This window comes from Rhizobium sp. CC-YZS058 (genome assembly GCF_034720595.1).
Classification (GTDB): Bacteria; Pseudomonadota; Alphaproteobacteria; order Rhizobiales; family Rhizobiaceae; genus Ferranicluibacter.
This window is the reverse complement of the sequence record NZ_JAYESJ010000001.1, coordinates 3,347,650-3,360,815: the sequence shown is the minus strand read 5'-3', so window position 1 is coordinate 3,360,815 and position 13,166 is coordinate 3,347,650. Positions and strand designations below refer to the sequence as shown.

Genomic DNA, 13,166 nt, shown 5'->3' with positions numbered 1-13,166 from the left:
GTCCCTCCCTGTCATCGGCGTGAAACGGAGACGTCATCGCCGCGTCACGACGCGGTCACCCGTCTGTCATCCCCATGCTCTACCCGCTGTCCGAACGGATACAGTTCGGGAGCTTCGACCATGCGTTGGCCTTTCCTCCTTCTCGCCGGCCTCGCGCTGGCTGCAGCGCCGGCACCTGTTTCGCCACGCGCTCCGCGCGCCGCCGAGGTAACCCGGACCAGCCAGATCCTTGGCCGACTGACCGATGCCAATCAGTGGCGCGCCCATGTCATGGTCGTTGCCCACCGAACGGGGTGGAAGGAGAATGGCCGGATCGTGCGGCCGGAAAATTCGCTGGAAGCGATCCGCAACGCCATCGCGCTTGGCGCAGAGATGATCGAGCTGGACGTCCGCCAAACCAGCGACGGCACGCTGGTGCTGATGCATGACGATTTTCTCGACCGCACCACGACCTGCCGCGGCGAGACGGCGAAGACGTCGCTTGCCCGCCTGAAAACCTGCCATCTCGTCATCGAGGGCACCGGCCGCGCGACGCAGGAGACCGTGCCGACCTTGGAAGACGCCTTCGCCGTCACCAAAGGGCAGATCCTCGTCAATATCGACAACAAGCTGACGCGCAAGATCCTGCCGCGCGTGGCGGCGCTTGCCCGTGCCCATGGCATGGCGCAGGAGATCCTGATCAAGGAAAACCTCTGGAACGAGACGCGGATCGGCGAGGCGAGGTCTCTCATCGCCGCTGTCGGACCGGATGTCACCTTCCTGCCGATCCTGGCCGATGATGCCGTTCGCGAGGCGGGCTTCATGGCCCGCGCCACCTCCGCGACCCATGCACCGGCCGCCGAGCTCGTCCACTGGCATGTCGACGGCACGCCGCTGACCGCCGATGGCGGGCCGCTTTTCTCCGCCAAGGCGAGGGCCGCCGCCATTCGCGGCAACTGGCATCTCTGGGCCAACACCTATCCGATCGTCAACCGCGCGCCGGGCCCGCAGGCCGGCGGCCGGGGCGATGAGCTGGCGGTGCGCGATGGCCGGTTTGCCGAAAGCTGGGGATTCTGGATCGACCGCGGCGCCACCATTCTGCAGACTGACGAACCGAAAGCGCTGATCGCCTGGCTCGACCAGAACGGCTACCGGATCCCCTATGATCTGACCAACTGAGGGTTCCTTTCAAGACGCCCGGCACAGGCGCGGTCGGCGGAGGGTCAAGCGGCGATGGCGTGATTGTGATGGGCCAGTTGGTCCGAAAGCGTGCTTTGGTCTTTCAGGAACCCCGCTGCCTCCCCATATAGGAGGCAACCCGCGGATGGGATGCGGGTCTTGAGGACAAGGAACAGATTGAACATGGCTCGCTTTTCACGCTCGCTCGCAATGGTCGCCGTGGCACTCACGGTCGTCGTCGCGGCCACGGATTTCGCGGAGGCGCGGCGCGCCGGCGGCGGGTTCGGCAGCCGTGGAACGCGCACCTTCTCCGCTCCTCCGGTCACCCGCACCGCGCCCGCTCCGGCGGCCCCCGTCGAGCGGACGATGACGCCGCAGACGACGCGTCCAGGCGCCAACCAGACCCAGCCCGGCATCGGCCAGACGGCGCAGGCGCGCCGGCCCGGCGGCTTCTTCTCCGGCTTCGGCGGCTCGCTGCTCGGCGGTCTCGCGCTGGGCGGCCTGATCGGCATGATGATGGGCCATGGCTTCGGCGGCGTCGCCGGCATGTTCGGCATGCTCTTCCAGCTCCTGCTGATCGCCGGCCTCGTCATGCTCGCCATGCGCTTCTTCGCCCGCCGCAACGCGCCGCGCCCGGCTGGTGCCTATGGCTCCGCGCGCGAGGCGAATGGCGGCTATGATGGACGTCCGGGCGGCGCCGGCTTCACCATTCCGAAGATCGGTGGTGGCCCGGCGGCACAGGCGGCCGCAGCGCCGAAGCGCGCCGGCGTGAGCGATGAAATCGGCATCGGCCCGGCCGATCTCGACCGGTTCGAGACGATGCTGAAGGATGTTCAGACGGCCTATGGCGCCGAGGATTACGGTGCGCTGCGCCGGCTGACCACGCCGGAGGCCATGAGCTGGCTTGCCGAAGAACTGAGCGAAAACGCCACCAACGGCGTACGCAACGAGGTGCGCGACGTCCGCCTGCTGCAGGGCGATCTCGCCGAGGCTTGGCGCGAAGAAGGTGGCGAGTACGCCACGGTCGCCATGCGCTATGAGAGCATCGACGTCACCCGCGACCGTGCGACCGGCAAGGTGGTCGAAGGCGATCCGGACCGGCCGACGGAAGCAACGGAAATCTGGACCTTCTTCCGCCGCCCCAACACCCAATGGCAGGTTTCGGCCATCCAGGGCGTGCAGGGTTGAGTTTCGACTACACATGACAGGAAAAGGGGAGGCGCCATCCTTCCCTTTTTTTATGCAGCGCTGCCGTCTAAGGGGTCGCGTCAGCTCTCGAAGAGGGCGGCATGCGTACCTGCACGCACGAAGACCACAAGCCCGGGCGCCCCTTCCTCCAGCCGGTACATCAACAGAAAATCGCCACCGATATGGCATTCCCGAAAGGCGCTGAGAGTGCCTTTGAGGGGGTGATCCATCGACTGCGCCGGAAGCGGTCCATCATTGGCGATCAACAATAACATCGCCTCCTTCATCCGCGCCAGGCCGAGCCGGCCGGAGCAGGAAAGCCGTTCCCAATCTCTCAGGAAGGCCCTGGTAAAATCGGCGCGCCGCGGAGGCGCGGCCCGCTTACCGGTCTTCACCGCTGTCGAGCGCGTCGATCAGCGCAGGGCCGTTTTCGAAGCGGGGCGTGTTCCCAGCGACGATCGAATTTGCTTCCTGCATGGCCGCGCGGGTCTCGGCATTCGGACGTGCGAGATCGAAGGGCAGGTCCTGCTCGTCGCGCACGCGCCGAAGGAACAGGCCGATGCCGTCCGAAAGAGACAGCCCCATGGCATCGAGTGCCTGAGCTGCCCTCTCTCTCGTCTCATCGTCCACCTGAATATGCAGTATGGATGTGCGTGCGGTCATGGCCGATCCTCTGCGCGCAGCTTGCCCTGTGGGTGGGATGTGCGCAAGGGCTCCGCCCTCAGGCCGCCTTCTCGACCGCACCATAGGGATCGAAGCGGCCGTAGAAGGTTTCGCCGCGCTCAGCCATTTCCTTGATGAGAGGGGTCGGCGCGAAGTGGCTGCCGTGGTCGCGGGCGAGCGTCTCGCAGAGCGCGGCGAAGGTTTTCAAGCCCATGCCGTCGATATAGGAGAGCGTTCCGCCGGTGTAGGGCGCAAAGCCGAAGCCGAGGATGGAGCCGACATCGGCCTCGCGCGGATCGGTAACGATGCCTTCCTCGATCGTGCGGGCGGCTTCGAGCGCGATGGTGACGAGGAAGCGCTGCTTCAGCCTTTCGACGCCGACTGCTTCCGCCGGCTTCTTTGGGAAGAGTTCGCTCAGCCCCTGCCAGAGGTGTTTCTTCGCCGGCTTGGCCGGATAGTCGTAGAAGCCCTTGCCGTTCTTTCGGCCCCGCCGGTCGAGATCGTCGACCATCGTGTTGATCAGCGCCATATGCCGCGGGTCGACCGAGGCCGCGCCGAGATCGGCGATGGAGGCCTTGAGGATCTTCTGAGACAGGTCGATCGCGACCTCGTCGTTGAGCGAAAGCGGGCCGACCGGCATGCCGGCCATCTTGGCGGCATTCTCGATCATGGCCGGCGGCACGCCCTCGAGCAGCATGTCATAGGCTTCGTGGATGTAGCGGAAGACGCAGCGGTTGACGTAGAAGCCGCGCGTATCGTTGACGACGATCGGCGTCTTCTTGATCTGGCCGACGAAATCGAGCGCGGCGGCGAGTGCAGCGTCCCCGGTCTTCTCGCCGAGGATCACCTCGGTCAGCGTCATCTTTTCCACTGGCGAGAAGAAGTGAATGCCGATGAAGCGATCCGGCCGCTTCGAGGCCTCGGCGAGGCCGGAAATCGGCAGGGTGGAGGTGTTGGAGGCAAAAATCGCATCCTCGGCCAGCACCGCCTCCACCTTGGCAATCACATCGGTCTTGACCTTCCGGTCCTCGAACACGGCCTCGATGACCAGCTTCACATCCGAAAGCGCGCCATAATCGGCCGTGGGCGTGATCCTGTCGAGCAGCGCCACGCCATCGTCCTGGCTGATCCGGCCCTTGCGGACCGAATCCTTGACCAGCCCTTCCGAATGGCTCTTGCCCTTGGCGGCTGCTTCCTCGTCGCGGTCGATGAGGATGACCTTGATGCCGGCGGCGGCGGCTACATAGGCGATCGAGGCGCCCATGAAACCGGCGCCGACGACGCCGATCGTCTCGAATTTCGTCTTGTCCACGCCCCCCGGCCGGCGGGCCCCCTTGCCCAGTTCCTGCATGGAAATGAACAGCGAGCGGATCATCGAGAAGGCCTCGGTCGTCTGGAGGATCTCGGTGAAATAGCGCTGCTCGATTTTCAGGCCCGTGTCGAAGGGCACCTGCAGCCCCTCATAGACGCATTTGAGGATGGCATGTGCACCCGGATAGTTGCCATAGGTCTCGCGGCGCAGAATGCCGGAGGCGGCCGGCCAGAGCTGCGCCGAGGCCGGCGTCCAGATGCCGCCGCCCGGTGCCTTGAAGCCACGCTCGTCCCAGGGCTGCACGGGCTTCAGCCCATCGCGGATCATCGCCTTGGCCGTGTCGATTAGCGCGTCGGGTTCTGCGAGCGCGTGGACGAGGCCCATGGCCTTGGCGCGCTGCGGCGTCAGCGTCTGGCCGGTCGTCATCATCTGCAGCGCGTCCTGCGCATTGGTCAGCCGCGGCACGCGCTGCGTGCCGCCGGCACCGGGGAAGATGCCGACCTTGACCTCGGGCAGGGCGATCTTCACCGATTTCTGATTGGAGGCGATGCGGCCATGGCAAGCGAGCGAAAGCTCGAAGGCGCCGCCCATGCAGGTGCCGTTGATCGCCGACACCCAAGGCTTGCCGCTGGTTTCCAGCTTGCGGAATACCCGCGTCAGGCTGCCGGCGAGCTCGAAGAGCTTGGCCGCCGCCTGGTCCGGATCGATCGCCTTCTGCTCCTCGTAGAAGGAGAACATGCCCTTGATCATGGAGAGATCGGCGCCGCCGGAAAAGGCCGCCTTGCCAGAGGTGATGACGGCGCCCTTGATCGCTGCATCGCCCGCCACCTGGTCAACGATCGCATCGAGTTCGGCCAGCACCTCCTGGGTAATGACGTTCATCGACTTGCCCGGCATGTCCCAGGTCACAAGCGCGATGCCGTTCTGATCCGTCTCCAGCGTGAAATTGGTGTAGCTCATGGTCTCTCTCCCTCTCACACGCGTTCGACGATCGTTGCCGTGCCCATGCCGGCGCCGATGCAGAGCGTCACCAGCGCCACGTTCAGGTCGCGCCGTTCCAGCTCGTCGAGAACGGTGCCGAGGATCATGGCGCCGGTGGCGCCGAGCGGATGGCCCATGGCGATCGCCCCGCCATTGACGTTGATCCGGTCGGCCGGGATGTCGAAGGCCTGCATGTAGCGCAGCACGACGGCTGCGAAGGCCTCGTTCAGCTCGAAGAGATCGATATCGGCAAGCGTCATTCCGGCGCGCGCGAGCAGCTTCTCGGTCACGTCGATCGGGCCGGTCAGCATCAGTGCCGGATCGGAACCGATATTGGCGAAGGCGCGGATGCGGGCGCGGGGGGTGAGCCCCAGCGCCTCGCCTCCCGCCTTCGAACCAAGCAGCACGGCGGCTGCGCCATCGACGATGCCGGAGGAATTGCCGGCATGGTGGACATAGTTCAGCCGCTCGATCTCCGGATGGGCCTGGATCGCCACGGCCTCGAAGCCGCCCATCTCGCCCGGCATCTGGAAGGACGGTGTGAGCGAGGCCAGCGCCTGCATGTCGGTGCCGGGGCGCATATGCTCGTCGCGGTCAAGGATCACCAGCCCGTTCTGGTCCTTGACCGGCACGACCGAGCGGTCGAAATAGCCGCTCGTCCAGGCATGGGCGGCTCGCTTCTGGCTTTCCACCGCATAGGCATCCACGTCATCGCGCGAGAAGCCGTATTTGGTGGCGATCAGATCCGCGGAGACGCCCTGCGGCATGAAATAGGCGGGCACGTTGACGGACGGATCCATGAACCAGGCGCCACCCGACATGCCGAGCCCGACGCGCGACATGCTCTCCACCCCACCGGCGATCACGATGTCGTCCGCCCCTTGCGCGATCTTGGCGGCGCCGAGGTTGACGGCATCGAGGCCCGACGCGCAGAAGCGCGAAATCTGCATGCCGGGCGCCGTCGTCGAATAGCCGGCCTCGAAGGCGGCCGCCTTGGGGATCACCGCGCCGGCTTCCATCACCGGATCGACGCAGCCCATGATGATGTCGTCCACCTGGCCCGTATCGAGCCCGGTGCGGTCGCGCAGCGCCTCCAGCATGCGCGCGGCCAGCCGCACGCTCGGCACTTCATGCAGCGCCCCATCCTTCTTGCCACGCCCCCGGGGCGTGCGCACATGGTCATAGATGAAGGCGTCGGTCATCGGTGTCTCCCATTCGACGTCAGCGTCGATCAGTATTCGAAAAGTGTCTGGAGGCGGGCCAGAACGTCGTCCACCACGGCGTCCGGTGCCTTTTCGACGAAGCGCCCGTGTCTTGCCTGCAGATCCACCGTTCGGATCTGATGGCAGAGAACGACACCCCTGGTCTTCATGTTTCCCTCGGGCAGCGGAACGGCAAAGCCGCGCATGCGCACAAAAGCACCGCCACTGCTGATTGGCGCAATCAACTGGACGCCAAGCATGTTGAACACCTGCGGCGAAACGATCATGACCGGTCGCGCCTTTGCCTGCTCGTGCCCGCGCGTGGGGTCAAGATCCACAAACCAGATGTCGCCGCGATCCATCAATCGGTCGTCTCATTGCCGAGCGCCGGCACGTCCATCCACTCGCGCTCGCTTTCTTCCCAGGCCGCATCTGGCTTGCATTGCGCGATCAGTGTCTCAAGCGCGTAGCGTGGGCGGGTACTAACGGCGACGAGACGACCGCTCTCCGCTGTGACATCGACCTTGTCGTTCAGATGCAGACCAAGCTCGTCCATGACGGCGCGTGGAATGGTCATCATCGCTGAGCCGCCTACACCGCGGATTGTTGAAACAGGCATGGCATCTCCCTCACAAGTTATACAAATATATAACTCTACGCCTGAATGATCAAGCCTTCCTAAAACACCGCCGCGTCCAGCGCCATCATCGTCTCCGCGCCGGCTTCGATGCGGGTGCGGCGGAGCGCGGTCTCGGGGAGGATGCGGCTCATATAGAAGGAGGCGGTCACGAGCTTGGCGTCGAGATAGGCGTCGCGCCCCTCGCTGCCTGCCGCAAGCTCGGCCTGTGCCGTCTTCGCCATCCGCGCCCACATGTAGCCGATGACCACGAGGCCGGCGAGGTGCATGTAGTCGGTCGAGCCGGCGCCGGCATTGTCGGGCTTGGCCATGGCGTTCGACATGAACCACATGGTCGCCGTCTGCAGGTCGGTCAGGCCCTTCTTCAGCGCCTTGGTATAGGGCGCCATGGCCGCGTCGTTGCGGTTCTCCTCGCAGAAATCGCCGATCTCCTTGAAGAGCGCCATGATCGCGCGTCCGCCGTTCAGCGCCAGCTTCCGGCCGACGAGGTCGAGGGCCTGGATGCCGTTCGCCCCTTCATAGATCATGGCGATGCGCGCATCGCGCACATACTGGCTCATGCCGTGTTCTTCGATATAGCCGTGGCCGCCATAGACCTGCTGCGCCATGACCGCATGGTCGAAGCCGCGATCGGTGAGCACGCCTTTCAGGATCGGTGTCATCAGGCCGAGCAGATCGTCCGCCTGCTGGCGTTCGGCCGGATCGGCGGAGCGGTGGGCGATGTCCGACTGCAGCGCGGTCCAGAGCGCGAAGGCGCGCCCGCCCTCATTGAAGGCGCGCATGGTCATCAGCGCCCGGCGGATGTCGGGATGAACGATGATCGGATCGGCCTTCTTCCCCGCCTCCTTGGCACCGGAGAGCGCCCGGCCCTGCAGCCGCTCGCGCGCATAGGCAACCGCATTCTGGTAGGCGATCTCGGAGATCGCGAGCCCCTGCATGCCGACGCCGAGCCGTGCCTCGTTCATCATCACGAACATGGCGTTCAGGCCGCGATTAGTCTCGCCTAGCAGAAAGCCGGTCGCCGCGTCATAGTTCATCACGCAGGTCGCATTGCCATGAATGCCCATCTTGTGCTCGATCGCGCCACAGGAGACGCCGTTCGGCGCGCGGCTGTCGTCCAGATGCTTGGGCACGATGAACAGAGAGATACCCTTGGTGCCCTCCGGCGCGCCTTCGATGCGGGCGAGAACCAGGTGGATGATGTTCTCCGCCATGTCGTGCTCGCCGGCGGAGATGAAGATCTTCTGGCCGGAAATCCTGTAGCTGCCGTCCGCCTGCGGCACGGCGCGGCTGCGCAGCAGGCCGAGATCGGTGCCGCAATGCGGCTCGGTCAGGTTCATCGTGCCCGTCCAGCGGCCGGCAACCATGTTCGGCAGATAGGCGTCCTTCTGCGCCTGCGAGCCATGAACGAGGATCGCGGCGATCGCACCCTGGGTCAGGCCGGGATACATCATCAGCGACATGTTGGCCGACGACATGTATTCAGCGACCGCCGTGTGCAGCGTATAGGGAAGGCCCTGGCCGCCGAACTCCTCCGGCACGGCAAGGCCAAGCCAGCCGCTGTCGCGATAGAGCGCATAGGCCTCGCGAAACCCCTTGGGTGTCGTGACCGAGCCATCCGGATGACGGGTGCAGCCCTCCTGATCGCCCGAAAGGTTGATCGGGAACAGAACATCTTCGGAAAGCCTGGCCGCCTCGCCGAGGATCGCCTCGATCATGTCCGGCGTCGCTTCGGCAAAGCCCGGCAGATTGTTGTGGCGCTCGATGCCGAGCACCGCATTCAAGATGAAGAGCGTATCGTCTACCGGAGCCTTGTAGATGGGCATCAGTTCCTGTCCTCGCCGCGGGCCCGCCTCAGGCCCGACCATATCCTCTCTGACGAGGCTAGCGAAATTTGACGTGCGCGTAAACGTCAAAAATGACGGAGAGCGGCAATTCCCGTCCCCTCGCATGGCTGCGCAGCCGCCGCGGCAAGGCAACGGCAAGAAAGGTTAAAAAATACGAACGAACCTTAACGGGTTGTTTACCACGTTTCGTGAAAGTGGCGCTTGGAGAGGTCACTGTTGATTCCGGATGCATCCCGCGGGTTCGGTCATCATGGCGCTCGATGAAGTCGGGAAGGGGGCGCTGCCTGCCCTTTGTCCGGTGGTGCCGCTAAGAGAGGCGAAGCAGACATGAACGGATCGCGACCAACTCCTCCGCGCCAGGGTTTTAGGGCTCAGGAGACTGCCCGTAGCAGGGACAGCGCCTCGCTCGAAGCGCTGAACCGGACGATCGAGGGGTTGGAAGCGCGGATCGAGGGACTGATGCCGGCCGCCGCTTCGGATCGCGCCGCGCGGCCGATGCCGCCCGAGCGCAGCGACCGGTCCATCTCCTCCCGTGCCGACGCGATCTCGGAAATTCTGGAGCGCCAGCGCACGCTGGCCGCAAGCCGCCTCGAGCGGGCAGCCAACCGGCCGGACACGCTGCGCACCGCGCCGCCGCGCCCTGTCGCGGCCACCTATGACGATCGCCGTCCGAGCGATACGGCAGGTCATTCGTCTCGCGCGTCTCAACCTGAATCCACTCGTCAGCCTGCCATGTCCGACACGGCCATGCGCGAGATCGCCGATGCGCTGGTCGGGCTCCGCCAGGAGCTCAAGCGCGATATCGAGGATGGGCTGACGCGGGAAATGATGGCTCTGCGCGCCGAAATCCGCGGAATCAAGGCCGAAGCCGCCCAGGACGATCGCCTTGCGGTCGATATCCGCTCCGATCTTCAGCGGCTGGCCGAGAGCATCAGCACGCTCGGCCACCAGGCGCCCTCCGCCGAACAGGATGCCTTGCGCGCCGAGTTCGACGATCTGCGCCGGATGATCGACGGGCTGGCCCGCGAAGACAGCGTCCGGCGGATGGAGACCCGCTGGAACGGCGTCGAGGAAGCGCTGTCGCTCTCCGACAGCAGCCGCGACGACGAACTCGTTGCGCTCGCCTATCGCCTCGACGAGATCAAGCAGCAGCTCGGCACGCTGAATGCCGGTCCGGCGCTCAACGCGTTGGAAGACAAGCTCTATGCCGTCGCCCAGGCCATCGACCTCATGGCCCGCAACATGCAGCCGGACGACCGTCGCTTCGACGGCCAGTTCGCCGATCTCGACCAGCGGCTGGACGAGATCAGCCGCGCCATTGTTGCCAGCGGCCGGACTGCCGATAGCCCCGGCGTCCTCCGTGTCGAAGGGCGGCTCGCCGATCTTTCCCGCCAGATCGACGGTCTGGCGCTACCGGACGAGAGCGGGCTTTCGAGCCGGATCGAAACCCTGGCGCTGCGCGTCGAGGATCTGGCCAATGCCCAGGCGGCCGCTCGGCTCGAGGAGCGCCTTGACCAGCTCTCGCTGATGATGGAGCGCGCCGAACGCGCCGCTCACCAGCCGGATCTCACCGATCACCTGACCGACATTTCCCGCAAGATCGATGCGCTCGACCAAGGCACCTTCAACGAGGCGCTGGCCGATCGGCTGGATGCGCTTTCGCGCCGGATCGAAGAGCTCGACATGCCGTCGGTCTCCCAGCATGAAGAGGCCGATCGTTTCGCCCGTCTGGAAGACCAGCTGACGGACATCGCGCTCCGCCTGCAGGAAACCCAGGCCGCCCCCTATGACGATGGCGCCGTGCTGCGCAGCCTGCAGGACCAGATCGCCAATCTGTCCTCGCTCGTCAGCCAGCCGCGCGAGGCGGCCCCGGTGGTCATCGCGCCGGAGTTCGAAGGCCGCATGAGCGCGCTTGAGGATTATCTGGCCTCCAGCGACGAATATATCATCGAAGCCGCCCGCCAGGCGGCCGAGGCGGTCATGGAGGCCTATTCGCGCAACGGCATCGGCCAGGCCGCCGGTGCCGCTCCGGCCGATATCGCCGCCATCTCCTCGCTTGCCGACGATCTGAAGACGCTCGAAACCTTGAGCCGCTCCAGCGAGGAGCGCACCGCGCGCACCTTCGAAGCGCTGCACGAAACGCTCGTGCATATTGCCGACAAGCTCGAGCGGATCGAGGAGCGGCACCAGGAGCAGATGCTCTTCAAATCCGCGCCGATGCCGCGCGCCGAAACCCCTCTCTTCTTCAACGAGCGCGCAGCAGCCGAGACCGAAGCGCGCCCGCAGCCGGCCGAGCGTCCGGCGATGGTGCGTGACGCGGCGCCTTCCGAAACCCTGACCTTCGGCCAGGCTGCGCCGCAGCCGGCACCGGACCTGTCGGCCGCGCTCGAAGATCCCTTCCTCGAGCCGGTGGATGAGACCGCCGAGCCGGCGCCAGCCAAGACCGGTTTCCTGGCCGGCCTCACCCGCCGCTTCTCGCGCCGCACGGCGAAGTCGGAAACGGCGCTGGTCACCAATGCCGTTGCCGAGCCCCGGGTCGACATGGACGGCCCGATCGCCGCGGACGTTGCCAACCAGCCGCTGGAGCCGGGCTCCGGCGTGCCGGACGTCAAGAAGATCCTGGAGCGCGTTCGAGCCGGACAGACGGCCCGCGGACCGGGCGTGGGCGAGGGCGACAAGTCGGACTTCATCACCGCCGCGCGCCGCGCCGCCAAGCTTGCCGCCGAAGAGGCCGACACGCAGACGCGTGCGCCGCTGCGGGCGGAAGCCAGCGGCAAGACCAGCCTGTTTGCGGCCAAGCGCCGGCCGATCCTGATGGCCGTCGGCGCCATCCTGCTCGCCATCCTGTCCTACAAGACCTTCGTGCCGATGTTCACCGGGGATGCCGCCGCGCCGGCCGCTGTGGTCGAACAGCCGCTCGAAGCCCCGGCCGATCCCGCATCCGAGGACGGAGCCGCCACGATCTCCGGCAGCGCGGACGCTGCCGCTCCGGTGGAGAGCGCTTCGAGCGCCACCGCTTCCACGCCTGCCGCCTCTGCAGAGCCTGTTCCCTCCGAACCCGCGGCGCCGGCAGTGGCCGGTGAGGCGACGGTCGAGGATCCGACGGCGGCGGCACCTGCGGCCGAGGCTTCTGCTTCCGACGCCGCAGAGCCCGCGGTCACCGAGCCCGCGGCCGAAGCTGCAGCACCCGCTGCCGTAAAGGTCGATGCTGCCACGCCGGCAGAGGCCGCGCCGCTTGCCGCCGCCCCGGTCGAGGTTCCGGCCGAGATCAAGCCGCAGGCGCTCGCCGATGCCGCCCGCAGCGGCGACCCGGCAGCCTTCTTCGAAATCGGGACCGTCTACACCGAAGGCCGCGGCGTTGCCGCCGATCTCGCCAAGGCGGCGCAATGGTACCAGCGGGCCGCCGATGCCGGCCTGACGCCGGCCGAATATCGCCTGGCCAGCCTTTACGAGAAGGGCTCCGGCGTACCGCGCGACGCGGTCAAGGCCCGCGCGCTCTACGAGCAGGCCGCCACCAAGGGCAATGCCAGCGCCATGCACAATCTCGCCGTGCTTTTGGCCAGCGGGTCGGCCGTCACCCCGCCGGACTTCACGGCCGCGGCCAAGTGGTTCGAAAAGGCGGCCGAACTCGGCGTGCGCGACAGCCAGTTCAACCTCGCCATCCTCTATGCCCGTGGCAATGGCGTGCCGCAGAATCTGGAAGCCTCCTACAAATGGTTCGCCGTGGCCGCCAAGGAAGGCGACGCCGATGCCGGAGCCAAGAGCGAGGAGGTTGCCAAGACGCTGTCGGCCGAACAGCTCGCCCGCGCTAAGGCCGCCGTCGACGCGTTCAAGATCACGACGCCGGATGCCGCCGCCAATGATGTGACGGTGCCGGATGCCTGGGTCGGCAAGGCGGAGAAGACCTCGAGCGTCGACATGAAGCGCGCCGTGCGCAACATCCAGGCAATCCTCAACAACAACGGCTTCGACGCCGGCAAGCCGGATGGCGAGCTTGGCGCGAAGACGATCGCCGCCATCAAGGGGTTCCAGACCTCGATCGGCCAGGAGCCGACCGGAAAGATCACCGATGCGCTGGTGAAGGAACTCCTGAAGCGCAACGGTTGAGGCCAAAGCGCCGCGCGGCGAGGAAAAAGGACCAGACGGACCCTGCCATGTCGCCCTTGGCGCTTCCTGGC

At 66.1% G+C, this 13,166-nt stretch carries 10 protein-coding genes; 3 read left to right on the top strand and 7 right to left on the bottom strand.

Going from position 1 to position 13,166, the window contains the following annotated elements; translation table 11 throughout:
• The first annotated feature begins 120 nt into the window (after window positions 1-120).
• Both U8330_RS16090 and U8330_RS16085 read left to right on the top strand, forming a co-directional pair.
• Window positions 121-1,158, top strand: coding sequence for a glycerophosphodiester phosphodiesterase family protein (locus U8330_RS16090; protein ID WP_323106258.1), 1,038 nt, complete (start codon window positions 121-123; stop codon window positions 1,156-1,158).
• 183 nt (window positions 1,159-1,341) lie between these two features.
• Window positions 1,342-2,346, top strand: coding sequence for a Tim44 domain-containing protein (locus tag U8330_RS16085; protein WP_323106257.1), 1,005 nt, complete (start codon window positions 1,342-1,344; stop codon window positions 2,344-2,346).
• An 80-nt stretch (window positions 2,347-2,426) separates the two neighbouring features.
• Here the strand turns inward: U8330_RS16085 and U8330_RS16080 are convergent, their stop codons facing one another.
• From U8330_RS16080 to U8330_RS16050, 7 genes are all read right to left on the bottom strand, one after another.
• Complete coding sequence (locus U8330_RS16080) at window positions 2,427-2,741, bottom strand: type II toxin-antitoxin system YafQ family toxin (protein WP_323106256.1); 315 nt, start codon at window positions 2,739-2,741, stop codon at window positions 2,427-2,429.
• Window positions 2,728-3,009 carry a type II toxin-antitoxin system RelB/DinJ family antitoxin gene (locus tag U8330_RS16075; RefSeq protein ID WP_323106255.1) on the bottom strand — a complete coding sequence of 94 codons (282 nt, stop codon included), beginning with the start codon at window positions 3,007-3,009 and terminating at the stop codon, window positions 2,728-2,730. The genes U8330_RS16080 and U8330_RS16075 overlap by 14 nt, the downstream gene beginning before the upstream one ends.
• 58 nt (window positions 3,010-3,067) lie before the next feature.
• Window positions 3,068-5,281 (bottom strand): FAD-dependent oxidoreductase, encoded by a 2,214-nt coding sequence (locus U8330_RS16070; RefSeq protein ID WP_323106254.1) that lies wholly within the window; start codon window positions 5,279-5,281, stop codon window positions 3,068-3,070.
• A 14-nt stretch (window positions 5,282-5,295) separates the two neighbouring features.
• A complete protein-coding gene (locus tag U8330_RS16065; RefSeq protein ID WP_323106253.1) occupies window positions 5,296-6,504 on the bottom strand; it encodes an acetyl-CoA C-acetyltransferase in 1,209 nt (402 codons plus the stop codon).
• A gap of 29 nt (window positions 6,505-6,533) precedes the next feature.
• Window positions 6,534-6,866: a type II toxin-antitoxin system PemK/MazF family toxin gene (locus U8330_RS16060; protein WP_323106252.1), complete on the bottom strand. Its 333-nt coding sequence runs from the start codon at window positions 6,864-6,866 to the stop codon at window positions 6,534-6,536.
• Entirely contained in the window at window positions 6,866-7,084 is a 219-nt protein-coding gene (locus U8330_RS16055) for an antitoxin (RefSeq protein WP_323106251.1), read from the bottom strand. The genes U8330_RS16060 and U8330_RS16055 overlap by 1 nt, the downstream gene beginning before the upstream one ends.
• Before the next feature lie 98 nt (window positions 7,085-7,182).
• Window positions 7,183-8,967: an acyl-CoA dehydrogenase C-terminal domain-containing protein gene (locus U8330_RS16050; protein ID WP_323106250.1), complete on the bottom strand. Its 1,785-nt coding sequence runs from the start codon at window positions 8,965-8,967 to the stop codon at window positions 7,183-7,185.
• Between the two features lie 348 nt (window positions 8,968-9,315).
• Here U8330_RS16050 and U8330_RS16045 point away from each other — a divergent pair, with 348 nt between their 5' ends.
• Window positions 9,316-13,095, top strand: a complete 3,780-nt coding sequence (locus U8330_RS16045) for a peptidoglycan-binding protein (RefSeq protein WP_323106249.1) — start codon at window positions 9,316-9,318, stop codon at window positions 13,093-13,095.
• The last annotated feature ends 71 nt before the right edge of the window (window positions 13,096-13,166 follow it).